Here is a 25,050-nt window from a genome sequence, read left to right on the forward strand (position 1 = left end):
CTCCAAATGCTTTTATTCTGTAATGTCTTTATTGATGAAGATGTAGAACACAGTGCCTACTGGCGTTCTAAATGTAGTCGGCTTATTGCCGTAGATACTGTCGATCTTAGATCCGAAATCTTCACCAAGTTGACCAACCACGTTACCCATGATGCGCTTGTTACTTGGTTCTTCCTGATTTACTATCACAGCACCATTGGTGTATGTGGTATTACCCAGATAGTCACGGTATGCGTTGCCATAGCCCTTTGCAGCACTACTTGCAATCATGGCCGTTGAGTTCTTGAGAATGTGACGATCTATATAGGTCGCCATACCGAAAGAGCCTTGTAGCGTTTGTGCAGTAGCATCAATAGAAAATTCAGGTTTAACGCCGTCAGATAAGACACGGCTTAAAGTAAACTGAATGTTGTCTTGTGTTTTTCTGACATTGCCAATAACTTTACGGCCTTTAAGTTTCCCCGTCATAATCTCGGAAAACACTTGATCACCGTCATCGGTATTCACGTCATTTAATAATCGTGCAGTAACTCTTGTACCTGCGGGTATGAGGATTTTCTTTCCGTTACCTGTATTAGTACCGTTTGCGGAATTTGCCCCACCATAATTAAGGTTAGATCCGTTACCTTGATTACCGTTACCTGTAATTTGTCCATTACCTGTATTAGTACCATTTACGGAATTAGGGTTTTCAACTGCATAAGTCGATACGGCGTAACCTGTGCGTTTATTACCGCCGTTTTTCTGATCTTCACCAGAAAGACGCTTGATCTGCTTTTCAACAAATCCATACAGAGTTGTTTCTGATTTTTCATTCTCAGAAATCTGTCTTTGTGATTCTTGGTCATACCAAGATGCAAATTCATTATTGTTCTGCACGTATTGCTGAGCAGCAGGACTTGCATAATCAGGAGCTAATTGGACATATTGCGGTTGCTGCGAATATTGCGCCTGTTGAACCTGACCTTGTGCAGCCTGACCATTGGCAGGTACTTGCTGCCCTTGCGCCGTGTTACCGCTATATGACAGGTTTTGAGTTGAATTAAATAACGTACCGTTTACCTGCCCTGACGTAACGCCATTCGCTGCGTTATTGGTAGCAGGCAATACTGCCTGACCTTGACCGTTGGATTGACGAATCACCAAGTTACGAGGAGTGAAACTCTCCCCACGTTGTTGCGCTTGCTGAGCCAGAATCGCCTCTTGTTGACGAATATATTGGTACTGTTCTGGCGTAACTTCTTCTGCCTGCCCTACGTTTGTTTCAGGCGCATCGAATTTAGTCTTAGAAGCATCAATCTGGTCTGGTGTTTTTGATCCTGCAAAGAACAGCTTAAAAATACCAATGAACAAAACAATTGCGATAAACGTACCGATAATAACCATGAAACGAAAAATTCCATTCTCGTTCCAGTTCTTCATGAACTTTTCACCAAACTTCATATTGATGCGCTCATCGGCATCATTAGGGCGAATGTCATTAGGGTTATATGTATCGTTGATACCATCCGAATTAACTTGCGAATTCTGATCTAGTTCAGTCTGAACTAGATCAACGCCGTTATTTTGGTCAGTTTGTCCTACATCAATATTTTGATTGCTAGGTACTGACTGAGAGTTTTGATTATCTTGAGTCATAGAGCACCTTAATTATTCAAAAATATTGTTGCAGTGCCATTATTTCGGCTAACTGTAATTTGATTAATCGGATCGGGATATATGAAGATTCCCATACCAGATGTCGAACGTGCTGTCGTTTTATAGCTTGGGTATAAAACTGTATCTCTGGTACGCACGATGTACTGACCGTTGTAGTTCCATGCCTCCAGTGACGGATCTGTAGTCCGTACACGTTCTGCTTCTGGTGGCGGTGTACCATCCAAGAACATTAATGTCTGACTATCAATGTTTGCCATTACTCCACCCGAAAGTGAGTTTAGATTCGCTCTGAGTGCCGAATTTACCGCTGTCGGACTACGGCCAGATAATCGTGCGTCAATACGCATATCAACTTCATTCTGTCCTGTTGAAAGAATAAAAATAACTGGCGTAGATAAACCTTTTAAAGTCACAGTCACATTGCCATACGCCGTTGCTGTGAGAGGTTCAATTGAGAGGATGTTTGTACCTTTATAATTACCTGATTCATCCTGTTTAGGCTTGTCTGGTGGATTATCTGAAAATAGATCATGGTTAAAAGATACATGATCTATTTCCCACGGATTTCCAGACAAATCACTAAATACAATGCTTGAAAGCATACCTTTCGATAGTCTTACTACAGGTGGCTGCGTAGCAGGACTAAGATCTACTGGCAATGAGCGCACGATTGGTCTCGCCGTGTATGAATACGGCGTAGACGCATCCCGTTCTTGCTGCAAGAACAGATCTTTCAAATTCTTTACTTGTTGTGGACTCAACGCCATACCAAGTGCTTCAGCAACAATTTCCTCTTTAGAACGATTCACATTCATAGGAGGTGGGAAAGACGAACCAAATGATTGAGCACTTCCTAAATCGATGGTTGTTGGTGGAGCTTGTCCAACATAGTCATTACGAGCTTGTTGCTGCTGCGGTTGACCTTGCTGTTGGGGTGGCTGCGTCTGAGTCTGAGCAGGAGCAGCCAAGTTCTGCCCCTGTTGTTGCCCTTGAGCATTTTGTTGATTGGCCACAGGATCAGCTGCGTATGCAGAAGACCCGATCATCAGACCAATACAAACTGCAAGAGTTTTAAACTTAAGTTGTTGCATCATTGCCACCACCTATTTAGTTCTAAGAATAATGCTGCTCACGCCAATACCTTTCGGGTTGAATACATCACGTTGAGTGACTTCAACTCGAATTTCAGCGACATACGTTCTAGAGTCAGCAGGTGAGTTTTTGCCGTTAAAATAGTCCATACGAATAGGAACTTGAACGATCCAAAAGCGGTTTCCGAAATTGTCGATACCTTTGTCATTGGTAACTTCTGGTGTTTGTAACGCAGATGTCTGTAAGACGAGATAGTTCTGTTTGATTTGGTCAATCAATCCAGACTGTCTTAATGTTGTGATAAAGCTTGACCGACCTTTATCAGTGAAGTAACGGCGCAATACGTCAGTCGTTGAAATATCCGCATTTTTATAATCGATTGAGTAAGCATTAAGAACAGCTTCTTTAGCAAACTCTGCAATATTGGTATTGGTAAATGCAGGGTTGTCGTTAGGATTGATCTTACAGATGACACTATTGTCAATTGTCTGAAATGCTTCCGCTTTTGGCATTTTAGAAAGCATGACAATTAGCAGAACTAAAGCTACTACCAATGCAGGAATTACAACAAAGCACGCAGCCAACCAGAGCCTTTGCTTAGATACACGGTCAGAAATTTCCTTGATCGTTGCATCACGTTCAGCAAGACGGCTGTCTATGGTTTTTGGAGCTTTAGGACTTGAATGTTTTGGTTGATTTGGTTCAGTCATAATCAAAGCCCTATTGGGTAAATTTTTTTGTCAGTGGGTTGTATATGCAGGGAACTGATGAACCATCATCAAAAATGAATCTTACGAAATCAGGATTGATGAAGATAAAAATCACAAGTCCAACAATGACAAGCACTAAAAGCACAATGACTACGAGAAAAACATTCAATAGAACATCAAGAATTGACGAATAGAAAACTAATGTTGCGAAGTCAACATTATTAGGATTATGGGGATTACCCCACGTACTATATCGGTCAAATGTCGGTTGCGACATTTCCGAGTCTTTTTCTTCTAACTCATTCATCTTTATCATCTCGTCATCAAGACTGAGGCTTGTTTATTACTGCACTTCAAGTGACAGTATCTAGTGAGTACATTGTCTTAGTATTTTTAAAAGTTAGCAATATCTTTTTTTTAAAGTTAATAGTTTTTTTTAAATTATTCAATTGACAAAATTAGCAATTCCATTCACGGCGTAATAATCCGTTAACTGGATTAGTACCACTTACGGAATTAGACTGCTCTGGAGAGCGCAATATAATACGCCGTGCGTATAATTCTAGTTGAAGTCATTCAGCTTACTCATAAAGAGACTTTAACGCAGCCAAATAGATATATTCATCATAAAAACTACTGTAATAATTCAATGTGGTGACAAATGAATCCTCCCCCTGCTCGTATTGCATGGTTGCGAAGTGCTGCCCTCTGATTGCATACATACCAGTTCTAGGACAGTACATAGTTTCTGTTTGATCTATAGCATCTTTAATAAACGCAGGAGCATTTTCCACAACTGCTTTTGCTTCTTTGGGTGTTAATTCACTCATTTGATTGCTCATTTAAAATTTCATTTAAGAAAGCGTTTCATTCCGTAGACGGTAAATATTCCGCTAACTGTATCCATCCCACTTACGGAATTAAGCCACTGACCTATATCCAACTAATGCCGATAACAACCACTAACGGTATTGAGCCGTGCGCCGTGTAAATTGTATTGAAAAGTTCATATCTATTAGTTTTCATAAAATTTACTTTGCCTTATTATCAAATGACAATTGCCGAAATACCAACGGCGTAAACATTTATTCCGTTATCGGTCTAAATCCATTATCTGAATTAATACCATGATCGGTATAAATAACAGTTATCGGTAATAACTGATTTCAATGCGCCGTGTCTGGCTGCGTCATACATGATTTCCGAAGACGGTAAAAATCCATCATCGGAATGATTGATACGTGCGTCATTCACTACTTATTTTTTTTAATCTTCTTATCTTTGTACACGACAAAAAAAGATAACTCATTGAAATAATGGCATAATACTTGTTTTCTGACGACGAATATGATGACACATTTCAATGAGTTACATCTCATCTTAAACAAATATCTAAAGTGGAACAAGTCACATGTAAAATGTTTTACACTGATTATGATTGCATTAATTGTAAAACAGACATGTAATCTTTCTTCTGCATCTAAAGCCTTACCCATCAAGTGCTTACCACAATCATTTTATCGACGTATACAACGCTTCTTTGCAGGTCAGTATTTTGATTATCGTCAAATTTCTCAGTTGATTTTCAATATGTTTTCATTCGACAAAGTGCAACTGACTTTAGATAGAACCAATTGGAAATGGGGAAAACGAGATATCAATATCTTGATGTTAGCCATCGTCTATCGTGGAATAGCGATACCTATTGTTTGGACATTGCTCAATAAACGTGGAAATTCAGATACAAAAGAGCGTATTGCTTTGATTCAACGCTTTATCTCTATTTTTGGTAAAGACCGTATTGTGAATGTGTTCGCAGACAGAGAATTTATCGGTGAGAAATGGTTTACATGGTTAATTGAAAATGACATCAACTTCTGTATACGTGTTAAAAAAACTTTATTGTGACCAATCACTTAGCCAGGAATCATAAAATTAGTGATTTATTTCGTCATCTTCAAGTTGGTCAAACTGAATGTCGTAAACGACGTATTTGGGTTGGTCGAGTGAAACTGTATATTAGTGCGCTACGATTAGAAGATGGGGAACTTTTACTTGTTGTTTCTCCTATGTTTAATGCTTCTGCTATTCGTGATTATGCATTACGCTGGGAAATCGAAACCTTATTTAGTTGTCTCAAAGGACGTGGATTCAATCTTGAAAATACTCGTTTAACAGACCCTGGACGAGTCAAGAAATTGATAGCAGTGCTAGCTATCGGTTTCTGTTGGTGCTATTTAACAGGTGAATGGCAACATGATCGAAAAAAAGCGATAAAAATAAAGAAGCATGGACGACTTTCAGTAAGTTTATTTCGCTACGGTTTGGACTATGTTCAAATGGCTATTCTACGTTTGATTGGTTTTGGAAAAAAAGAAGAATTTAAGAAAGTGCTCGCAATTTTAAGAAAGAAAAAGCCTGATAGGACAAGGGCCCTATGAAATTTGTCGTGTACAGAGCGTAACCTTATTAATGGGCGACTTGCCAAGGGTCCAAGGGAAGAAGAGTCGTTCCCTTGCTATGCAAAGCGATCACTGAAATTGAATGACGGCAAAGATTGGAGTTTTCTATGCTCAGGAATGGATCTTATCGGTGATACTTCCTTATCGCTTGATCATTTTTTAAGATTCGGCATGGAAGGTGTTTCGAGGTACAACGAAGTCGGCGAGAAGTACCTCAGATTGTATGGGGCTTTGAATTCAACATACATCCAGCAAGAAGCGGTTTTTACTATTTGTAAACTTTGCCAACTTTCAGAGCAGTCTGCTTTCCGAGATAGACTAGAGAAGCTTGAAATCCGTGATATCAGGCATAAGCTAGGGGCTCATAGCATTGACTATATAGATAAGCAAAAGGAAGACGTTCTTTCTTTCGTCCCAGTAAGATTCGATATGAGAGGGCTGCATCTTAATTATATTAATAACAATGATCTATCACAGATATCTGTAAATTTACTATCAGGCATAAATGAACATCTGGATTTAATGTCTGACATTATTTACGCAACTCTAGAGAAGATTAAGAAAACACTTTATAAATCGAATCCAGATAAGATCGAAGAGATAGATAAAGGTTTGGAAGAGTTGCGAGTCAAGAGAGCTGGTGGTCATGTTTTTGATCATGAGGATGGTACGCGAGCTATATTCTCGCCCGTAGCAGAGAATATTTAACAAGCGCAAGCACAGGGACAAAATTTCAGCTGCGCTTCAATTTTTCCCTTGTTGCGGGCGTTATACTTTTAAAGAACCCACCCTCCTTAAAAAACAAAAGCCGCTATAAAGCGGCTTTATTCAATAATTTAGATTAATCTAATTATTCATCATCCATCATGCTTTGGCTCATACCGACAGTATTGAAACCACCATCAACATAAAGGATTTCACCCGTAATACCTGAAGCCCACGGTGAACAAAGGAATAACGCTGCATTACCCACTTCTTCAATCGTTACATTACGTTGTAATGGAGCAATTTTTTCATTGGCATCCAACATTTTGCGGAATGATTTGATACCAGAAGCTGCCAATGTACGGATTGGACCCGCAGAGATCGCATTCACACGAATCCCCTCTTTACCCAAGCTTAGCGCTAAATAACGAACACCCGCTTCTAAAGATGCTTTAGCCATCCCCATCACGTTATAGTTTGGCATCACACGCTCAGAACCTTGATAAGTCAAAGTCAATAAACAACCCTGACGTGCTTGTAATAAAGGTTTTGCAGCACGCGCCATCGCAACAAAGCTATACGCGCTAATGTCATGTGCGATTTTGAAACCATCACGATCTGTCACATCTGTGAAGTCACCATCTAATGTATGTGCTGGTGCAAAACTAATTGAATGCACAACACCATCTAAACCGTCCCAATGTTTTGCTAACTCAGCAAATGCACCATCAATTTCTGCATCAACAGCTACATCACAAGGGAAAACTAAGCTTGAACCAAACTGTGCTGCAAAATCATCAACACGTTTTTTCAACTTTTCATTTGGATAAGTAAACGCAAGCTCCGCACCTTCACGATGTAATGCAGCAGCGATACCATATGCAATTGATAATTTGCTTGCAATACCAGCGATTAAAAAACGTTTACCAGCTAAAAGTCCTTGTGACATCTTATTCTCACTCGAAAAATTTTCACCACATCATGCCAACATTCCTTATTTTTCGGAATTGCATAATCCATCTTTTTTACAAACTTGCACTTTGTACACGACAAAAAAGATAACTCATTGAAATAATGGCATAATACTTGTTTTCTGACGACGAATATGATGACACATTTCAATGAGTTACATCTCATCTTAAACAAATATCTAAAGTGGAACAAGTCACATGTAAAATGTTTTACACTGATTATGATTGCATTAATTGTAAAACAGACATGTAATCTTTCTTCTGCATCTAAAGCCTTACCCATCAAGTGCTTACCACAATCATTTTATCGACGTATACAACGCTTCTTTGCAGGTCAGTATTTTGATTATCGTCAAATTTCTCAGTTGATTTTCAATATGTTTTCATTCGACAAAGTGCAACTGACTTTAGATAGAACCAATTGGAAATGGGGAAAACGAGATATCAATATCTTGATGTTAGCCATCGTCTATCGTGGAATAGCGATACCTATTGTTTGGACATTGCTCAATAAACGTGGAAATTCAGATACAAAAGAGCGTATTGCTTTGATTCAACGCTTTATCTCTATTTTTGGTAAAGACCGTATTGTGAATGTGTTCGCAGACAGAGAATTTATCGGTGAGAAATGGTTTACATGGTTAATTGAAAATGACATCAACTTCTGTATACGTGTTAAAAAAACTTTATTGTGACCAATCACTTAGCCAGGAATCATAAAATTAGTGATTTATTTCGTCATCTTCAAGTTGGTCAAACTGAATGTCGTAAACGACGTATTTGGGTTGGTCGAGTGAAACTGTATATTAGTGCGCTACGATTAGAAGATGGGGAACTTTTACTTGTTGTTTCTCCTATGTTTAATGCTTCTGCTATTCGTGATTATGCATTACGTTGGGAAATCGAAACCTTATTTAGTTGTCTCAAAGGACGTGGATTCAATCTTGAAAATACTCGTTTAACAGACCCTGGACGAGTCAAGAAATTGATAGCAGTGCTAGCTATCGGTTTCTGTTGGTGCTATTTAACAGGTGAATGGCAACATGATCGAAAAAAAGCGATAAAAATAAAGAAGCATGGACGACTTTCAGTAAGTTTATTTCGCTACGGTTTGGACTATGTTCAAATGGCTATTCTACGTTTGATTGGTTTTGGAAAAAAAGAAGAATTTAAGAAAGTGCTCGCAATTTTAAGAAAGAAAAAGCCTGATAGGACAAGGGCCCTATGAAATTTGTCGTGTACAGAGTCTTCTTATATAGAGATTATTAATCACCAATCCCCCCGTAAAGAAAGATAAGATGAGTCCGAGCAGAATCAATAAATAGTTTATATCTATATTTAATGACATAAGAATCACTAAAATAACAAATACAACTAAACCACCGATAAAAAATTGTTTATGGATTTTGGCTGCAAAATCTAGAATATTATTCATTTTGATTCTCCATGTTTAGCCCGTGCATTACGACCACACACGTAACCCTCCTCATAAATCTCTTTCAAATTACCATCGTAATGAATAGCATTTGATTCAAGGCCGTTATTCACTGCTCTATAGCCCATGCCATAAGAACTTGATTCTTTAAGGCAATCGCAACAATATCATCTGATTCATCACACATGATGCAACCAAATGAGATTTCACCAGAAAGATTATTTCTATTAATCATAAGCTGATCCTTGAACATAAAACTTTCATTAATGAAAGTTAATTTGCGCCGTGCATCAGCTCAATTACTTCTTGCAGCCTAGCCAAATAAAGTTTAGTCACTGCCTTACCGTGCGGATCATCACCAAGATCAGTATCTTGCAAATCAGTTAGATAATTAGAGACTGCCACACGGAGTGCAACTGTTTGAGCATTTGTCAATTGAACACCATTAATACTTACTAATGGTTCGGGTTCTAAATTCACCTGAATTCCTACCTAGTTAATTTACTGATTAAGAATAATCTATCATATTTTTAAAAAATACATATATTCATTTTTTAAAAATCATAAAAGACCATCTAAGTAGTCTTCAGACACAACTTGATTAATTAACTCTTGATCCGACATAGGCGTTTTGCTTTGCTCCAATACCGCCTCACGTACTCGAACCATTTCAATACTTGAACGAGATGGCCTGTAATAAGGCAACTCCCCCCATGCTCGTCCTGCCCTACCATAATGCCTTGAAGCAGTCTCTATACTTGCATGTCCAAACCATGCAGCAATTTCATCAAGCTTCCACTTGGCTTTCTTTCGATTAGCTACGGCTTGATGGCGTGTGCTGTAAATAGTTGCGTTCGCTTTATTTGCCTCTATTTCCTCAACCAAGCCTAGCTTTTTATTTTTATAGAACTCATTACATATACGATAAAGCTTGCTTTGGAGTGAATCCATATAGGCTTGGCATAACGCATATTGGATTGCGCCGTGCTTATCCACATAACTTTCAATCACTGCTGTATTTAATGCCTTGAACAAGACGGCGTTATTTCCGTTCTCGGAATCCAAACCGTCTACTGTATTTCCACCAGATACGGTATTCACTGAATCATCGTGCGCCGTGTCTAGTTGCTTAAGTTCTGGACTGATTATTTCATTTTGACTGAAAGTTTCTAATTGACTGAAAGTTTCTAATTGACTGATAGTTTCAGATCGGCTGAAAGTTTTATCGCTTTGTTGGGAATCAACTTGCCCATTACTTCCGTCTACTGGATTTTTACCGTTGTCTGGATTTATTCCGTTGTCGGTATCTCCTAGACCGTCCTCGCCGTGCGATTTTCTTCCGCTTTCGCTATTGCTTCCGTCTACTGGATTAATTCCGTTAATGGTATCTGTACCGTTGGCGGTCACTCCTTGCAGCTCAGAACGCCGTGCGCTATTTATGGCTGCGTCACCTATTGTTCTATTTTGTGCGCCGTGATTGGCTACGTCTCCTGCAATTCCGTCTCCAGTATTAATTCCGTTGATGGTCTCTCCGTTATCGGAAGACCTATTCAAAATATCGCCGTGCGCACCTAGACCATGTATTCCGTCTTTGGTTTTAATTCCGTTAATGGGATCTCCGTTGATGGAATCACCACTCAAATTATCGCCGTGTGCCTCTGACCCATTTATACCGTTAGTGGTCTTTGTTCCGTTAATGGGATCTCCGTTATTGGGATCTTCGTTAATGGTGGCTCGTTGGCTATTCACACCATAATATTCATATAAAAACTCATCAGGTTCTCTACTAGATATATAGAGTTTGTATTGCTCACCTGTATCTGCGCTTAATTGGCTAAGTATCTTTCGTGCTTTGTTTTCTAGTTCTTTGTCCAGTAGCTTCTTAAACCCTAGAATTATTCTTAACTGGCTTTTTAATTTTTCCCGATCGTCTTCAAGCAGATCCAGTATCCGTATTTCACCATTCGCCCTACCATTTGAATGCTTGCCATTATCGACAACTAAACATAAGCACTTCTTTTCTACATCACATGCCAATCTTAAACTTAGCCACTCTACAGGTCTCAAGCCTAGCAACATATTAGCTTCAAGAAAGCACTTAAGCATCACGCCCAATTTAGATCCTATAACCTCGTTTTGCGTCTTCCCAACATGCTCATAGAGGTCTTTAGGAAAATATTTCAGTTTGCTGCTACTGGATCTTTTCGGTTGCTTTTGATCTGTGTTAATACGTTCTACATTTTTCAAACTTTCAAAAAAACGTGCTGCTTTGGGCAAAGATAAGATTTTATTTCCTGTTCTACCCTGCTCCAACAGGATTACGCTCAATCTGTAAATGACAGCAGCTCGATACTGCCTAAAGGTTGAGTCTCTATACTCATTATTAGAATATTCAGCTATGAGGTTATTAACCACATTATTTATGGCTGCTTCTGGATTATTGACAATATTATCTTTTTCGCCGTATTTGTTTAATAATTTATTCCAAACGTTCGTATATCTTAAAGCAGTTCTATTTGAATAATTTTGCGCTCGTTCAACGAGTCCTTTAATACTTTTTGGATACGCTTGTGCTTTAATATCATATTCTGAGTTTACGGTCATATTTTGTTCTACCTTAAGCCAACCAGTGATCTTAATGTTCAAAAAATTGAGCTTATCATGCGCCCAATCATCAATCGTTTCAAAAGAGGTATAGGCTCAAAAGACAGTCAATTTATCAACTGCTCGCTCGTTACCCAATTTTTAATCTACGATTGCTTGCACAATCATACCTAAGATTACTTTAAAAAAGTATTCTTTGTTCTCGAATCATCTGTTATCACGGTTACGCAAAAAAAATTATTTTCTTTTTTATTATTTGCATTGGTTTAAAAATTAAAATTCAAATTGAATAACTTATAAATTTTTATATTTTTACTTTAATAAATTTATTTTTTAAAATATCAGAATAACTGATTATAAAATTGAGACTTAAGAGATCAATCAATAATTATTAGAAATATTTATATTTGTATAATTGTTTCATTCTCATTTCTTATTAAAATTAAATTCAATTTGTCCTTTATTGTCCCTTATTGTTCTCAAAATTTAGTAACGAATAAAATTTTGGTTTTTATTGAATGTTAATTGCATTGTTCTGCTATACAAAAATAATAAATGGCAGAGATTTCGTAATTATTACGCCTAAGATTTCAATGTTACGTACCTAATTTCGAGTTTTTTGAAATAAATTGACATGGTTTTGAGGTCATAAAGTATCGAAGAAAACACCATGAGCATTTGATATGCCATACTTTGAGGTCAAAGATTTTTATTTTTTAATACTATATATTTTTTAAAATTTAGAATTTATACTTAGCTTACCAAGATGCTCGGTTGCACTTGGCTAACAATTATAGAATCAAAAATGGTGTACACATGAAAAAAGTACCAATGTCCATGTTGAAGCTCTTTTCAACATTCTCAGTAGTATTAGCTTTAACAGGCTGTCAGAGTTACTACTATGTACCCTCACCAAAATTTGATGTTGAATCACCATTAGGTGTATTAAGTAAAGCTGCTCAGGATGCTGTAGCAGAACAACAGACTTACGCCCTGACTCAACGCCAATACTTAGATAACCTTGCCATCACTAATTCAAACATCAATAAAGATGTATTGGTTGTGGACTTTGTAGGGGATTCACAAACCCTACTTCAAAGTGTGGCTTACAGATTTGGTTATCGTTTCATTGAAGCAGGCAACATTCGCCAACTACCTATTGTCAATTTCCATAAACGCAAAATGACAGGTGCAGATCTTGTAAAAGATACAGCACTCCAATTAGGTAACGCTGCAACTGTTGAATTTGATTCGCAGTCTAAAACCATCACATTAATCCATCATTAAAAGGGGGATTCGTAATGGCTGACTTACCGAATTATCAGTTCTACTTAGAACAAACGCCAATTATTGTTTCTCAATCAGATTCAGCAAAACAAGCTGAAAACACAGCTCGTGTTGAAGCAATTCAAACGATTGTACGAGAAGCTGCAACCCGTAACGCTCTACGTGCTCGTCTTCAAGAAATTTCTAATGTTGTTAAAGCGAACGACCGCAAATTAGATACGGTTTATAACTTTCAACCTTTAATGATCAATACAATTGTTGTACCGCCTGTCATTGTTGAGGCACACAATATTAGTGATGTAGGCAATGCACGGACTTTCTCCGTCTTGGGTACACGTTACGAAATTAAAGAGAATGCCCGTTTTTCTCATTTACCACCAAACTGGAGAGACTATTTAAACTTTAATGTTGAGTCTTATCAGGTGGGAGTCGATTCATTACCGAACGAACTTAAACCGAAGAACCAACAGGAAAAGAAAGCATTTCAAAATGCTATGGATCGTGGAATAGAGGATGGTGTCAAAGAAGCTGATGCCATCTTTTCACATCAACTTAATCGATTAAATCAAACTTTTATCGGGATGCTGAAGTTCCATCAATTCCGAATGAACGGCAAAATAACGATGCCTGTAATTGCGAGAACAAACATTTCTCTCGCAGGTGGTGGAAATGCCCTGATGCTTAATCAGTCAAACTTCCAGATTACCGAGTTACCTCGATTCGTTAATGATCCATCGTATTGGAAAGCCAATACTCTTTCGATTGTTTCACGGTCAGAAGTTAAACAACCTGTCCAAACTTCTACAGTAAGTGAATCTGATACCCCTGTAGCTATCGAGACTCAATAGTATGGATAATAGTATGCCTACTGAACTGCCTGAACAGGAAGTAATTGATATTCCTGATAGCTATTATCAGTCAGGGAATGTAGCTACGATTCCTGAAAAAGTGCTCAAAAAGCATGGTTATGAAATGCTTCTGCATGACACCATCCGTGTTGATAATTTTGAACTTACATCTGAAACTGATGTACGAAAAATTTTAACCATTGCCGAGCACTTTAAAGCCAGTGATATTTTTGCCTTGTCTGGTCGCCCTATTCTTATTCGTAGATATGGCAGGCTCTATGCTCTGACATATACGAATATTAAGGGGATCGAATTAGATTGTTTCCTCACAACAATTAACGGTTCTGAGGCACTTTCTTCAATCAGACGAGGCATTGGCCTTAATTTCGCTTACTCATGCTCCTTGTTCGACCCTAACTCCTCTGAGGGTATAGGAGGATTTGTGGCAGAAGATAGTGAAAATGGTAATACCAACGTTATTGCTGTTGACCGCAATAAAGTTGTATTTCGCTGTAATATTTCAGCATGTATGGATCTCACGGGTAATACCTCATTCCAGATCGTAATGCGCTTGATCCCATCAAAACCACCTAAATATTCAGATATTGGTGTTGAACTAGAATATCTACTGAAGTGTATCCCTCGTATTGGGATTGTATACATGGCAGGTGAAACAGGTTCGGGAAAATCTACAACACTTTCTTCATTCATCCGCTACATACTTGAAGAAGATACTCACATTCAAGGCAACATCATCACAATCGAAGAACCAATTGAGTTCCGTTACAACGAGATTCAAAGTAGACATTCGGTTATTTCTCAAAGCCAAGTACCAGAGCATTTTTCTTCTTTTGCACTCGCTGTAAGAGAAGCCATGAGACGTAAGCCTGCATTATTGTTGGTGGGTGAATTACGGGATCAAGAGTCATTTTCTGCTGCAATTGAACTGTCACAAACAGGCCACCCCGTACTTTCTACTGTTCACAGTAATGATGTGGCAAATATCTTACCTCGTATTTTGGCTCTTGTTCCAAAAGAGCAGCAAAACCGAAAACTCACAGAAACAATCGCTACAGCTCATGCCTTAATTGCTCAACGTCTGGTTGAAACTATTGATGGTAAACAAATGGCTGTAAGAGAAACATTGTTTATGACCAAAGATTTCAGAAGCAAGTTACTTGACATAGCAATTAGTGATGATGGTTTTTCGGGTGTGGTTAAAGAAATACGCTCAGTTATGAATCAGCCAACTGGTACGGCATTTTCATCACCTAATTTTGAAGTACAGGCTCATAAACTACTTGCTGAAAATAGAATTACGCAGGCAGGTTTTGATGCACTACTTGCATAGCATAGGAGAGTTTAATGGAAGAAAAAAATAACAGTTATATGGATTGGGGTAAGACAAGGCTCATTCCTCAACTTTATAAAATCAACGTTTTAGTACTGTTTTTCATTGTTCTTGGTGCAATGTTCTTCAATAAAGTTAGCTTTATTTTATATGGAGCGATCATTGCACTACCTATTTGCTATTGCATCGAGAATATTTGGAAGATCCCCTATTCATTCGTATTTCAATACATTCGGTGTTTCCTATTTGGGAAAGTTAAGACACCCAAAAGAAGATAAGATTTTAAGACATTGGAGAATTTTATGAGTAAAACATTAGTTGTTGGCGTAGATGATGGCCATGATGGAATTAAGATCTACAATGGTGAGTTAGCCATTCAATTCAGAATGCCGTCCCGTGTAGCAATTGGCGCAACTATCATGGGCGATCCTGATGATGTAAATAGAAAGATCATCAGCGTAAATGGAAATAAATATACTGTTGATGAGTTTTGCTCAGAGCATATCGACACACGTACTGAAGATTATCCAGTCAGTGAGGCCAATATTGCACTCGTATATCAAGCTTTGGATAAGGCTTTCGGCAAGGACTATCGTGAATTTAAAATTGCCACTGGACTGCCTTTGAACCGTTTCTATGGTGGGCAGGACGGAACGAAAAATATTGAATTAATCAATAATAAAACAAAAAACCTGATGATTAATCTGCGTGATAAATCTGTCTTTAACCTTTATGAAGCGTCTAATAATTTAGATCCTATTTCAATCACTAAACATATAGTTTTATCTGAAGCGCAATGTGCCTACTTTGATGCACTCATGACAGATAAAGGGAAAAAAACCGATCTGTATGATGACTTATTTGAGGGAGGATGTGCCGTGATTGATATTGGTGGACGTACCACTGATATTGCCGTAATTAATCCTCAAGGTGGAACAATGCAAACCTCTCGTTGTGGAACACTGGATGTTGGGATCATTACCCTTAAATCTATACTCAATCAAAACATTAAAGCAAAGTTGAAAATGTCAACAGACATATCAGATTGGCGACTAAATAAAGCATTAGAATCTGGCACTTTATCAATAGGTAAAGAGAGCCATGATGTATCAGACCTAATTACCCAAGCCAAAGACAAGGTTATTGAGCAGATCGTCAATAAAGTTAAAGTGCATGTGAGAGACGGAAAGGATCTAGGTGCAGTTCTGCTTGTTGGTGGCGGTTCTATCACACTAGGTGAACAACTTACCAATAAACTTGAATACAACAACATCCAGATCGTAAAAGATCCTGAATTCGCAAACGCAAGAGGCATGTATAAATGTGCTGCGTTTATGGCAAGAATCTAACTTGAGGTGTAGCTATGCCTCAACTTCACAGATTAAGAGTTTCGGTTAGTTTAGACAAATTGCCAACAAGACAAAGGGAATTTCTTTTGTCCTTTTTAAAAGTCAATGATTTTGATGCAGGCAAATTATACAGTCACCTAATCTATTACTTTTTCACTCATCCCACAAAAAGTTCAGTTAGTAATATCGTGGGTTTTCTTGGCAGCAGCAAAGATAAAGTGACACTTAATTTTAATAGTGAAGTAATGGTCAAATTTTTATCTGAACGCAAGCAGACGGATAGAGAAATTTACTGTCTGTCAGCACTGTATGAAATGTCAAACTATCTGGCCTACATGATCTCGCAATACTTTACAGCTTTGGAGATCCGAAAAGATCCAATTGCCACAGCAAAATTGGAAAATGAAGTTTTCCAATTAGGTTGTGGATCTTTTCTAAATCTATTCATTGACCTAATGAGAGATGAAGAATTCAAACGTAACACTATTGTTATGAGTGCAAGCTTTAACCACGAAAATCTACAAACCGCTTTGCTGATTAATAGTTATACAGAGCAACTTGATACAGATGAAATTGTTGCTGTGCAGCAGATCCACTTAGAAGAAACCAAAACAGAAAATGATGTCACTCCATCAGATGACTGGAATCATATCTCTATTGCTTAGGGTTTAGGTAAACCATGAATCAACATAATCACAGAACCTCAGATTCAAGTACAGATACATTGATCATCGTAGGTGCAATTATATTCGTCACTGTGGGCTTCTTTTGGGGAGCATGGCACTATGGCAGTGTAGCTATAGTTAAAATTACTCGAACCCTATTTGGTATCATTGAACTTCCATTCTGGTATTTGCAGCTATTAATCAAGAAGATCACCAATAGTGATGCTTCAGTATTGAATTTTACAACCAATACAATCAGCAAATTGTGTTATCCAGATCCCAACCATTACTTAAACCCTTTAATGAATTGCACAGTCAATATAAAAGCAATTCCTTTTAATTTTTACTATATCAACAACCTGTTTCCATCCATGTTGATTGCAGGAGCACTGATTGGATATGTCTGGTACAAACATAGTAAAAATCTTGTTGATATTCCTGACACTCGTTACGTCAAAGACCACGACCTTGAATCGTTAATTCTCGAATTAAGCGTACTCTACCCTCACCTTAAGTACATTTCATATTTCGTTCAATCGAAAGTTCCAAACGATAAAGGCTTTTACAGATTAATGCTTTCTCCAAGAGAATTTGTTCTGGAATACAAGCTCGTATCTGGTTTTAGAAAATATGAAATTGAGTCTATTGCAGATTTCAACGATGAACAGAATTTTGGTTCTTCACCCAAAGATGATGTATATCCGTTACTTGATGAAAAGCAATTTGAAAAGGAAATGTACATCCAGTTAGGCGATTTATTAAATTCACCAAAAGATTTAACAGACGGTGAAATTAATTTATTTGCTATCTTCCTACCAGTAGCATGTGCCACTGATGAAAATATGTCTGATAAAGAATTTAAGTCGATCTTGAAAAATAAGGATCAAGTTTTAGATTATTTTTGGCATGTAGCGTACAAGCAACTAACCACTGATAAAAAGTTTATCAACCCTCAAAATCTCAAACCTAGAAGTTACCAGTCATTTAACCGAAAAAAACTTGAAAAGACCGTTTCTAAATATTGGAAACATCCAGTAGCTCAAGAAATTTTCAGCCAACATGCCTATGCCAGAACAGCTCTGATCGCTACTGTTTATAGAGCACGAATGTTAGGTGTAATCGCACCCTGCGAATTACGTTGGTTGCGTATGTATGACCGAAATTTATGGGCTTTAGTTCAAAGCGTAGGTAGACCAAGTGTTTTCGTTGAACAATTGGCAGCTTTCTCTCATTACACGTCAGAATGCTATTACAAAAGAAAGAAAGTATCTCCAGACTTCAGCTACGGATGGCTTGGCCTAAATGAAGCTCTTAAGCGATACAAATACAAACAGCCTGATGTATATCTCAATCACCACACCCCACAAATTGAATCAGCTCAGGATTTAGATTCAGTAAAAATTGCTACAGTCTCATCATAGAAATATTTATTTTTCGGATATATGTTTTTTTTAAAATGAGTTATCATTATTTCAATCTTGTTATAAAACCAACCAAAAGGTTTCAAAATGACTAATAGAACACTTGGGAATCAAACTAATCAATCCCAATTATCAATTAAAAGTTTGATCATTGGATTATTGATAGCTGCTTTCTTATTTGCAATCATCTATTTATTAGTTCTTAAAAAAACTGACACAGCCTCAAATACAAGCACACAGCAACACGCTGTAGCAGCTGAGAGCAAGGACTACAGTAAAGAACTGCATACAAACATGGCACGTCTAGGCACGATTTCGGAAGTCAATAAAATACAAGGTAATCTACTTGCTTGGACGATTGTTATTAATGGTACACCTCAAGTTGTCTTTACAACTCCTGATGAAAAAGTCGTTATCACAGGTAACGCATTTGATGTAAACACTATGGATAGCGTCAGTCTTCCAATTCTCCAAGCTGCACAGCAAAAATACGGAAATGGCACACCAGAAAATCCAAGTGGTTTAGGTACACCGTTAGGTCAGGAACAAGTATCAGTAGACTTTGCCGAAATAGTAGGAGAATGGAATAAACCTGCTCCTGCTGCAATTGAAGTACTGGCGAAACTAAAAGGTGCAAAAGAGGGTAAAGGATCTGATACTGACACTCTATATGTACTTTATGATCCACGCTGCCCGAACTGCCACGAAGCTTACCGTGCTACACGCAAATATGTTGAAAAGGGATATTCAATCAAATGGATTCCTACAGTATTGCTAAAACAGTCTGATGATGGATATAAGCTTGCAGCTGCAACATTACATGATCCAAGTCTATTAAATAAAGCATTTTCCAAAGACACAACTGGCCTACCAGACGCTACAGCAGCGGACAAAAAAGCTATCGATGAGAATCAGGCATTCTTGGTGCAAGCAACTCAACAAAGTACCAATAGTAATACCATTGCAGTACCAACCGCTTTCTACTTAAACAAAAAGACTGGTCAGCCAAAAATGGCTACTGGCCTCTCTGATGCAAGTATCCTTGAAATGATCTTTGGTAAAATCTGAGAGGTATTATCGCCATGAAATTATTTAATAAAAAATCGAAAGTAAAAGTGCCTGCAACTTCTCATCAACCATTATCACAATCAAATATTCATGCTGTCAGTAACCCGACTGAAGATGTAGCAAAGATTTTATCTGTAAAAATTGAATTTGAAGATAATTGCACCATTGAGAATTTATCACCCAAATTAGTATCAATTCCATTACCTAATGTCCCCTCGTTTGACTATGGAATCGACTTCGATAACTTTGATAAGCAAAATGGAACTGATGATCAAGAAATTCCATTTCGTACTGCTTCATTCAAACCATTTGTACTTATTTCTAATGTATTGGAAAGTAATCTCGAATCTAAAAAATACACTCTTGCTTCAGTTAAATTAAAAGTGTATCCAAGCCAACTCATTAAGGGTGATGCAGATTGGTACAATGATGCAGAGCTTAAACAATATATAGAGGAACAATGGTCACAAGTATTCAATGAAATTTCTGACGCATACAACTTAGGATCTCAAGTTAAATATCCCGTTAATATGATGTCTGGCCAGAACTATCATCCAGTAGGATCAGCAGCAATTCCTGCGACCCCAAGAACCTATACGATGTTCGGCTATACGTTTACCCCTATTCAGTTAGTGTTAATGGTAATTACTGCAATCCTATTAATTTACGTTGCACTTGCCCTCGCCAACAAGTACAGCTCAAACAACCAAACAGCAAGCGGACAGAATCTTTATTCAAACGCATCGATTGATAAGCAGGTACAAATTGCTGAAGACGTTGTTGCTAAAGTTCAAGATCGCATGGGTGTCCCTAAATTAGCTCAAAGCGATCTTGGTTGCCTACAAGAAGTTAATTAAGTTTAGAAAAAGGACTCTAAAATGGATGAACTAGACCAAGATAAACTTTTAACTGCTTTGATCCAAAAAAATCCTAATTTAACTCATATCAATAAGCATCTAGCTGATTTTAAGTCAGAACCTATTGGTACTTGCTTATTTATGGGTTTACCCATAGAAGATTTTGAGTCTGTGAAAACTCGGAATACGTTAATTCAAGGCTATTTGCTTTGCTTATTAGAGACGGAACTTTGTAATGAACATGAATACAATGTATTTATGAATGCTTTAAAATACATTCATGAGTCCAAGACAAAAAAAGAGCAGGACTTTGCTTCTTCTGATCCCTATAATCCCGACAACTTCTTCATAACAGAAGAACCTGATCCAAATGAGCCAAGTGTAGAAATAGAAACAATTTCAATCACACGTCATTAAGTTTTAATTTTTAAAAAGTTTATTTGAATGAGTTACTTATGGAAAGAAAGGAACGCCGAAAATCTACTTTAGAGGAATATTACAAGGATATTAAAAACTTAATATCTTTAAACTCTAAAACCTTTAACTTTTCACAGTTAGAAGATGGTTTCTTTACAAGTAATAAAGACCAAAGTATTTATCTTTTGAAAGGTGGAAAGTCCAACCTTGCAAACCCTCTCAACTCTGATAAAAAGTATCCACTGTTTAGTGATGACCAAATATCTGAGATCATTACTTTCTTTGATACCTCAATATGGATTGTTGAAAGACGTTTACCCATTCAGTCATATTGTCGGGCAATTACTCAAAACTTTGACCTTGAGTTCGACTTGCCTGCGGAATTTATTATTGCTTTAGCAATTTTAAACAAACTTGAATTTTCAAAAATTCAAAGTCAATTCCACATCGATGGTACGTCACATCTAATTGAGGCAACTCGCCAGAAGTCTCGGCTCATCTGTGATGTATATGACCAGAAAATCTTTGATGAAATGATCTTTCAAGGTAATCGCAGCATCGATGATCCAGAGACAGCAACTTATGTTGAACGTCTCATCGTGACTGGCCATGAACATATCATCACAACTTTAAGGCTTTATTCAAATCTGGATGAGTACGTTAATTACGTGAAGCAAGGTTCAAACGATAATTCAATCAGTAAGTTACTTGATATTCGCAAATGTGATGTTAAACGTCTTCGTCAGTATGCCAATATTGAAAAATTACTACTAGATGACAATCGATCTGCCAGAAGTAGAAAGCTCAAAACTGAAATTGAACGTATCTTGGATAATGTTTGTTATGAGTGGGTTATTGAAATAGCTCAATCCAAAGGGATAAGTGAGCATAAAGCATTAAAAAACATCATCACAGAACATAAAAAGCTGATCCAACAAAAAACTGAACCAGAATTGGAGCAAAAATAATGAGTGCATTACCTCCTCATATTATCGATGCGCTTGAAGAACTAAAAGATGATGAGATTGAAATTGCATCATCCAATGCGCTAAAAGTACGTGCATGGCTCTACCTTTTACGGTTTTTAAGTTCTTTTAATTATTTTTACGATAAGAAGAACCCTTACTCCTCTATCGAATTTTCTAGCCAACAAGCAAGTTTATTCGCCTTTGGTATAGACGATAACAATCCAGAAAATTTCCTATTTTTCTGTCAGGAAGCAGATTTCTGGTGGCTTAATGAGATCCAGATTGAATATGTAACTTTCATAGAAAATTATCTAGTCATTAAATTTCCACCACTTGATTATGAAAATAAAAACATCAAAAGTGATAATAAAATTTCAATCCGCAGTCTGACTGTAAGTATCCCCTTAAGCGATATGTACATAGATTATTTAAGTTCAAAAAAAGATACTTTTAAGAACATGATCTTAGGTCAAATTAAGAAATCTTCCAATGGGTTCAACAAGCTTGAAATCGAACACTTTTCTGATCGTCCAATTCCAGTAATTCATCAGAAGACTGCAATAACCAAGCAACATTTCAAAGCGAATACGACACGCTTTCTATAGGCCAGAAAAATGGATTATGTCACTCTTATTGAAGTTTTTCGGAGTAACCTAATAGATAAGGGATTACTACTAGATCGTTTAACCTATTCAAATAACCCTTTACACCGTAGAGATATTTTGGCTTGCTCTGAAATGCTTAACAAAGCAATCATGGTTTACCATGAAATGATTGAAAATGATGCTATTGCTCCATCAGAATTTATAGATTCAGAATCTTATTTACTACGGAATCAAGTATTTAAAAAAGAAATAAATAAAAATAACTCAAATAAAACAATAATTTATGTTATTCACCATATTTCACCTAATTCATTAACTACTGAATTTTCTCAATGTTTAGGTACTCTTAATTCACCTAACGTTTTTGGTCAAGCCTCACCCCTGAATTTACAAGGTGTACTACTTAATATTTTTGAAGTAGTTAATTCAAACTTCATATTTCCTGCTTGGTGTAATGTATTTTACATCAATGGGCAGAAGAATCGTGCCATTCCTAATATTGCATTGAGTTCTATAGAACCTCAACTGAGCAGTGCAATTGATTTCTTTCCAGATGCAATAGAAACACTGAAATCGCTTTATTCCATTCAATTAAATAACATTGAACTAAATATTGATGATGTATTTATTAAGTCATAAAATTAAAATCTTTCATAAATGAAATTTTTTTAAGAAAAATACTTTCATTAATTTTACATCTAAGTTATTCTTTGACTATCGGTGGTGGATGAGCAATGTGCATGAGTTCACCCTATTTCAAAAGGATAAAAAGATGGAAAAAATCACTGCAAAAGATTCAGGAATCCTTGCTATTGGTAATAGTAAAGGTGGTGTAGGTAAGAGTACGTTCTCAGTTCATTGTGCTTTTTTCTTTGCTGAGAAAGGCTACAAAGTTGCCTTGATCGATTTAGATAATCAGGGTAATAGTTCTAAACATTTATTAAAATACAATAAAGAAGCCTCTTTACCTGCTTATGTAAAAAAATCGGATACGAACACAGTCTTAAAAGGCAATGCTGTGGATCTATTCCTAAATGAATTGTCAGACTCGCAGTTATCTATCAATAGTGGTGCAATTGCTGTATTCCAACCAAATCTAGCATTGGCTAATATTAACAACAGTATCGATACTGAAAAAACGGCTACTTTTAAAGAAAACATATCTAAACTACTGAAACATAGAACAATTATTATTTTTGATACTCCACCAACTTTAGGAAATTTATTGCTTATTCCTTTGTCCGTATCTCATCTGGTTGTTATGCCAACATTATTAAAAAGTTATGCCGTTGATGGTATTTCAGAATATATTGCTTTTGCACAAAAAATTAAAAAAGCTATGAACCCTGATCTGATCTTGGGAGGCGTAGTACCTAATTTAGTAAATAAAAAATCTGAAGTACAAAAAACTGCTTTGGCAGATCTTAACCGTGATGGAAAGGCTTCAAACCTTATCTATTTAGAAAATGATTCCATTCTTCATTTCACGGAAAAAAATGTAATCGAAGAAGCAGCTGAGCTTGGGATCGCTACATGGCATATCCAAAAGAATTCGACCAGACCAGTCAAAAAGACATTCTTTACCCTTTTCAAGCAAATTTCAAAACAGCTCAAACTTGCTGCTGACAAGTAATAGGAGAATCAACATGAACTTACTAGACGTTATCACTGGAAGCAATGAGCAAGAAAAGGGCGCAAAAACAATGGAGTCAATTGAGGTGGATTTGCACCTCATTGAAGAAGATCCGTTAAACCCACGCAAATTTCTATCAGATAAAGATGAAGACGAAATGGTGGAAAGCATTAAGGATCGTGGAATATTGCAGGCTATCGTCATTATTCCCCATCCTGATGATTCTACACGCTATATTGTAAAAGATGGCAACAGACGCAGAAGAAACGCACTCAGAGCAGGTTTAAAAACGATTCCTGCCGTGATTAAAGCTGAATTCTCTGAATTAGATCAGCTGACTGCTAATGTCATGCGTAAAGATATGACAATCTTTGATCTGAGCCACAGTATCAATCGCCTGATCACCAACAAAATTGCCAAGCAAAAGCAAATCGGACTCGCATTAGGCTTTAATGAGGCAAAAACAAGTAAAATTGCTTCGCTAACAAAAGATGTTCACCAGAGCATCATTGATAATCTTGAGTGGATGCACAATCAAGGAATGTGTAAAGACTTTTCGGCCATGTATGAGATTGCGAACCTTTCTAAAGAACATCCAGATGAAGTTATCAAATGGGTAGAAAAATTTGCTGCTTCAGGTAAATCTCTCGGTATGCCAGAAGTGAAAAAACTTAAAAATCAATTTGTCATTGATGAGGAAAAAGAGAATAAAGAAACAACCAAAGCTCCTGACTACAATGAGAAAGTCATCATTGATATTACTGTGAAAGGAAAAGACAGTCTTGATCGTATTTCATTATTGTCTCAAGGTAAAATTAAAGATGAGGAAGAAAGAGTGGAAGTTCTTAACGATCTGGCAGAGTTAATCAACGATCTTAAAATTATCCAAAAACAATATAAATAACATATCAAAAAAACCTCCGTAAAAAGGAGGTTTTTTTTA

The 25,050-nt window shown here is 37.0% G+C and carries 27 protein-coding genes; 17 read left to right on the forward strand and 10 right to left on the reverse strand.

What is annotated here, in order from left to right:
* Nucleotides 1-12 precede the first annotated feature (12 nt).
* From QLH32_RS18670 to QLH32_RS18690, 5 genes are all read right to left on the reverse strand, one after another.
* The gene (locus tag QLH32_RS18670) at nucleotides 13-1,638 is read right to left on the reverse strand and encodes a DotG/IcmE/VirB10 family type IV secretion system protein (protein ID WP_209798113.1); all 1,626 of its coding nucleotides are present in this window, start codon (nucleotides 1,636-1,638) and stop codon (nucleotides 13-15) included.
* An 8-nt stretch (nucleotides 1,639-1,646) separates the two neighbouring features.
* Entirely contained in the window at nucleotides 1,647-2,753 is a 1,107-nt protein-coding gene (locus QLH32_RS18675; protein ID WP_225761837.1) for a DotH/IcmK family type IV secretion protein, read from the reverse strand.
* 9 nt (nucleotides 2,754-2,762) lie between these two features.
* Nucleotides 2,763-3,461 (reverse strand): DotI/IcmL family type IV secretion protein, encoded by a 699-nt coding sequence (locus QLH32_RS18680; RefSeq protein WP_151711620.1) that lies wholly within the window; start codon nucleotides 3,459-3,461, stop codon nucleotides 2,763-2,765.
* 10 nt (nucleotides 3,462-3,471) lie between these two features.
* On the reverse strand, nucleotides 3,472-3,768 hold the full coding sequence (locus QLH32_RS18685) for a hypothetical protein (RefSeq protein ID WP_151711619.1): 297 nt from the start codon (nucleotides 3,766-3,768) through the stop codon (nucleotides 3,472-3,474).
* A 274-nt stretch (nucleotides 3,769-4,042) separates the two neighbouring features.
* Nucleotides 4,043-4,291, reverse strand: coding sequence for a hypothetical protein (locus QLH32_RS18690; RefSeq protein WP_151711618.1), 249 nt, complete (start codon nucleotides 4,289-4,291; stop codon nucleotides 4,043-4,045).
* 520 nt (nucleotides 4,292-4,811) lie between these two features.
* On the opposite strand from QLH32_RS18690, the gene QLH32_RS18695 reads away from it, so the two are divergent.
* Nucleotides 4,812-5,902, forward strand: a protein-coding gene (locus tag QLH32_RS18695) for an IS4-like element ISAba33 family transposase (RefSeq protein WP_100222603.1) whose coding sequence is annotated in 2 segments (ribosomal slippage) — nucleotides 4,812-5,352 and nucleotides 5,352-5,902 — 1,092 coding nt in all. Because the reading frame shifts where the segments join, the coding sequence is not laid out codon by codon here.
* 99 nt (nucleotides 5,903-6,001) lie between these two features.
* Nucleotides 6,002-6,631 (forward strand): hypothetical protein, encoded by a 630-nt coding sequence (locus tag QLH32_RS18700; protein WP_151711623.1) that lies wholly within the window; start codon nucleotides 6,002-6,004, stop codon nucleotides 6,629-6,631.
* Nucleotides 6,632-6,773: 142 nt separating this feature from the next.
* On the opposite strand, the gene QLH32_RS18705 is transcribed toward QLH32_RS18700, so the two are convergent.
* Nucleotides 6,774-7,577 carry an enoyl-ACP reductase FabI gene (locus QLH32_RS18705; RefSeq protein ID WP_151711624.1) on the reverse strand — a complete coding sequence of 268 codons (804 nt, stop codon included), beginning with the start codon at nucleotides 7,575-7,577 and terminating at the stop codon, nucleotides 6,774-6,776.
* Nucleotides 7,578-7,736: 159 nt separating this feature from the next.
* Between QLH32_RS18705 and QLH32_RS18710 the strand changes: the two genes are divergently transcribed.
* A protein-coding gene (locus QLH32_RS18710; RefSeq protein ID WP_100222603.1) for an IS4-like element ISAba33 family transposase occupies nucleotides 7,737-8,827 on the forward strand; the annotation gives its coding sequence in 2 pieces (ribosomal slippage) (nucleotides 7,737-8,277 and nucleotides 8,277-8,827; 1,092 coding nt in all).
* Here the strand turns inward: QLH32_RS18710 and QLH32_RS18715 are convergent.
* From QLH32_RS18715 to QLH32_RS18730, 4 genes are all read right to left on the reverse strand, one after another.
* Nucleotides 8,822-9,034, reverse strand: a complete 213-nt coding sequence (locus tag QLH32_RS18715; RefSeq protein ID WP_225761879.1) for a hypothetical protein — start codon at nucleotides 9,032-9,034, stop codon at nucleotides 8,822-8,824. The two genes, QLH32_RS18710 and QLH32_RS18715, sit on opposite strands and share 6 nt — an antisense overlap.
* Nucleotides 9,035-9,143: 109 nt before the next feature.
* Nucleotides 9,144-9,269, reverse strand: coding sequence for a hypothetical protein (locus QLH32_RS18720; RefSeq protein ID WP_263975002.1), 126 nt, complete (start codon nucleotides 9,267-9,269; stop codon nucleotides 9,144-9,146).
* A 38-nt stretch (nucleotides 9,270-9,307) separates the two neighbouring features.
* Nucleotides 9,308-9,469: a hypothetical protein gene (locus tag QLH32_RS18725; protein ID WP_225761878.1), complete on the reverse strand. Its 162-nt coding sequence runs from the start codon at nucleotides 9,467-9,469 to the stop codon at nucleotides 9,308-9,310.
* A 126-nt stretch (nucleotides 9,470-9,595) separates the two neighbouring features.
* Nucleotides 9,596-11,638: an integrase gene (locus QLH32_RS18730; protein ID WP_283269456.1), complete on the reverse strand. Its 2,043-nt coding sequence runs from the start codon at nucleotides 11,636-11,638 to the stop codon at nucleotides 9,596-9,598.
* Nucleotides 11,639-12,454: 816 nt separating this feature from the next.
* On the opposite strand from QLH32_RS18730, the gene QLH32_RS18735 reads away from it, so the two are divergent.
* The 14 genes from QLH32_RS18735 to QLH32_RS18800 all read left to right on the forward strand — a co-directional run bounded on the left by QLH32_RS18735 (nucleotide 12,455) and on the right by QLH32_RS18800 (nucleotide 25,011).
* The gene (locus QLH32_RS18735; protein ID WP_209798106.1) at nucleotides 12,455-12,925 is read left to right on the forward strand and encodes a DotD/TraH family lipoprotein; all 471 of its coding nucleotides are present in this window, start codon (nucleotides 12,455-12,457) and stop codon (nucleotides 12,923-12,925) included.
* A gap of 14 nt (nucleotides 12,926-12,939) precedes the next feature.
* Entirely contained in the window at nucleotides 12,940-13,773 is an 834-nt protein-coding gene (locus QLH32_RS18740; protein WP_061403616.1) for a type IV secretory system conjugative DNA transfer family protein, read from the forward strand.
* A 13-nt stretch (nucleotides 13,774-13,786) separates the two neighbouring features.
* Nucleotides 13,787-15,124, forward strand: a complete 1,338-nt coding sequence (locus QLH32_RS18745) for an ATPase, T2SS/T4P/T4SS family (RefSeq protein WP_225761876.1) — start codon at nucleotides 13,787-13,789, stop codon at nucleotides 15,122-15,124.
* 302 nt (nucleotides 15,125-15,426) lie between these two features.
* On the forward strand, nucleotides 15,427-16,473 hold the full coding sequence (locus QLH32_RS18750; RefSeq protein ID WP_225761875.1) for a ParM/StbA family protein: 1,047 nt from the start codon (nucleotides 15,427-15,429) through the stop codon (nucleotides 16,471-16,473).
* Nucleotides 16,474-16,487: 14 nt separating this feature from the next.
* On the forward strand, nucleotides 16,488-17,138 hold the full coding sequence (locus tag QLH32_RS18755) for a hypothetical protein (RefSeq protein WP_151711565.1): 651 nt from the start codon (nucleotides 16,488-16,490) through the stop codon (nucleotides 17,136-17,138).
* A gap of 14 nt (nucleotides 17,139-17,152) precedes the next feature.
* Nucleotides 17,153-18,559 (forward strand): secretion/conjugation apparatus DotM-related subunit, encoded by a 1,407-nt coding sequence (locus QLH32_RS18760; protein WP_215899245.1) that lies wholly within the window; start codon nucleotides 17,153-17,155, stop codon nucleotides 18,557-18,559.
* An 87-nt stretch (nucleotides 18,560-18,646) separates the two neighbouring features.
* Entirely contained in the window at nucleotides 18,647-19,627 is a 981-nt protein-coding gene (locus tag QLH32_RS18765; protein ID WP_151711564.1) for a hypothetical protein, read from the forward strand.
* Nucleotides 19,628-19,641: 14 nt separating this feature from the next.
* Nucleotides 19,642-20,484, forward strand: coding sequence for a hypothetical protein (locus QLH32_RS18770; protein ID WP_151711563.1), 843 nt, complete (start codon nucleotides 19,642-19,644; stop codon nucleotides 20,482-20,484).
* Between the two features lie 21 nt (nucleotides 20,485-20,505).
* Nucleotides 20,506-20,901, forward strand: coding sequence for a hypothetical protein (locus QLH32_RS18775; protein ID WP_151711562.1), 396 nt, complete (start codon nucleotides 20,506-20,508; stop codon nucleotides 20,899-20,901).
* A 38-nt stretch (nucleotides 20,902-20,939) separates the two neighbouring features.
* Entirely contained in the window at nucleotides 20,940-21,869 is a 930-nt protein-coding gene (locus tag QLH32_RS18780; RefSeq protein WP_151711561.1) for a hypothetical protein, read from the forward strand.
* On the forward strand, nucleotides 21,869-22,474 hold the full coding sequence (locus QLH32_RS18785; RefSeq protein WP_283269461.1) for a hypothetical protein: 606 nt from the start codon (nucleotides 21,869-21,871) through the stop codon (nucleotides 22,472-22,474). Before QLH32_RS18780 ends, QLH32_RS18785 begins: the two co-directional genes overlap by 1 nt.
* Nucleotides 22,475-22,483: 9 nt before the next feature.
* Entirely contained in the window at nucleotides 22,484-23,113 is a 630-nt protein-coding gene (locus QLH32_RS18790; RefSeq protein WP_283269462.1) for a hypothetical protein, read from the forward strand.
* Nucleotides 23,114-23,246: 133 nt separating this feature from the next.
* Nucleotides 23,247-24,107: a ParA family protein gene (locus tag QLH32_RS18795; protein ID WP_283269464.1), complete on the forward strand. Its 861-nt coding sequence runs from the start codon at nucleotides 23,247-23,249 to the stop codon at nucleotides 24,105-24,107.
* Nucleotides 24,108-24,120: 13 nt separating this feature from the next.
* Nucleotides 24,121-25,011 (forward strand): ParB/RepB/Spo0J family partition protein, encoded by an 891-nt coding sequence (locus QLH32_RS18800; RefSeq protein WP_250734303.1) that lies wholly within the window; start codon nucleotides 24,121-24,123, stop codon nucleotides 25,009-25,011.
* Nucleotides 25,012-25,050 lie beyond the last annotated feature (39 nt).

The sequence above is a fragment of the Acinetobacter corruptisaponis genome, from assembly GCF_030053775.1.
Classification (GTDB): domain Bacteria; phylum Pseudomonadota; class Gammaproteobacteria; order Pseudomonadales; family Moraxellaceae; genus Acinetobacter; species Acinetobacter corruptisaponis.

Bases quoted from the DNA above. Each gene is read 5' to 3' on its own strand.
- QLH32_RS18670 (WP_209798113.1), bottom strand. From the start codon at position 1,638: ATGACTCAAGATAATCAAAACTCTCAGTCAGTACCTAGCAATCAAAAT.
- QLH32_RS18675 (WP_225761837.1), bottom strand. From the start codon at position 2,753: ATGATGCAACAACTTAAGTTTAAAACTCTTGCAGTTTGTATTGGTCTG.
- QLH32_RS18680 (WP_151711620.1), bottom strand. From the start codon at position 3,461: ATGACTGAACCAAATCAACCAAAACATTCAAGTCCTAAAGCTCCAAAA.
- QLH32_RS18685 (WP_151711619.1), bottom strand. From the start codon at position 3,768: ATGAATGAGTTAGAAGAAAAAGACTCGGAAATGTCGCAACCGACATTT.
- QLH32_RS18690 (WP_151711618.1), bottom strand. From the start codon at position 4,291: ATGAGTGAATTAACACCCAAAGAAGCAAAAGCAGTTGTGGAAAATGCT.
- QLH32_RS18705 (WP_151711624.1), bottom strand. From the start codon at position 7,577: ATGTCACAAGGACTTTTAGCTGGTAAACGTTTTTTAATCGCTGGTATT.
- QLH32_RS18715 (WP_225761879.1), bottom strand. From the start codon at position 9,034: ATGAATAATATTCTAGATTTTGCAGCCAAAATCCATAAACAATTTTTT.
- QLH32_RS18720 (WP_263975002.1), bottom strand. From the start codon at position 9,269: ATGATTAATAGAAATAATCTTTCTGGTGAAATCTCATTTGGTTGCATC.
- QLH32_RS18730 (WP_283269456.1), bottom strand. From the start codon at position 11,638: ATGACCGTAAACTCAGAATATGATATTAAAGCACAAGCGTATCCAAAA.
- QLH32_RS18735 (WP_209798106.1), top strand. From the start codon at position 12,455: ATGAAAAAAGTACCAATGTCCATGTTGAAGCTCTTTTCAACATTCTCA.
- QLH32_RS18740 (WP_061403616.1), top strand. From the start codon at position 12,940: ATGGCTGACTTACCGAATTATCAGTTCTACTTAGAACAAACGCCAATT.
- QLH32_RS18745 (WP_225761876.1), top strand. From the start codon at position 13,787: ATGCCTACTGAACTGCCTGAACAGGAAGTAATTGATATTCCTGATAGC.
- QLH32_RS18750 (WP_225761875.1), top strand. From the start codon at position 15,427: ATGAGTAAAACATTAGTTGTTGGCGTAGATGATGGCCATGATGGAATT.
- QLH32_RS18755 (WP_151711565.1), top strand. From the start codon at position 16,488: ATGCCTCAACTTCACAGATTAAGAGTTTCGGTTAGTTTAGACAAATTG.
- QLH32_RS18760 (WP_215899245.1), top strand. From the start codon at position 17,153: ATGAATCAACATAATCACAGAACCTCAGATTCAAGTACAGATACATTG.
- QLH32_RS18765 (WP_151711564.1), top strand. From the start codon at position 18,647: ATGACTAATAGAACACTTGGGAATCAAACTAATCAATCCCAATTATCA.
- QLH32_RS18770 (WP_151711563.1), top strand. From the start codon at position 19,642: ATGAAATTATTTAATAAAAAATCGAAAGTAAAAGTGCCTGCAACTTCT.
- QLH32_RS18775 (WP_151711562.1), top strand. From the start codon at position 20,506: ATGGATGAACTAGACCAAGATAAACTTTTAACTGCTTTGATCCAAAAA.
- QLH32_RS18780 (WP_151711561.1), top strand. From the start codon at position 20,940: ATGGAAAGAAAGGAACGCCGAAAATCTACTTTAGAGGAATATTACAAG.
- QLH32_RS18785 (WP_283269461.1), top strand. From the start codon at position 21,869: ATGAGTGCATTACCTCCTCATATTATCGATGCGCTTGAAGAACTAAAA.
- QLH32_RS18790 (WP_283269462.1), top strand. From the start codon at position 22,484: ATGGATTATGTCACTCTTATTGAAGTTTTTCGGAGTAACCTAATAGAT.
- QLH32_RS18795 (WP_283269464.1), top strand. From the start codon at position 23,247: ATGGAAAAAATCACTGCAAAAGATTCAGGAATCCTTGCTATTGGTAAT.
- QLH32_RS18800 (WP_250734303.1), top strand. From the start codon at position 24,121: ATGAACTTACTAGACGTTATCACTGGAAGCAATGAGCAAGAAAAGGGC.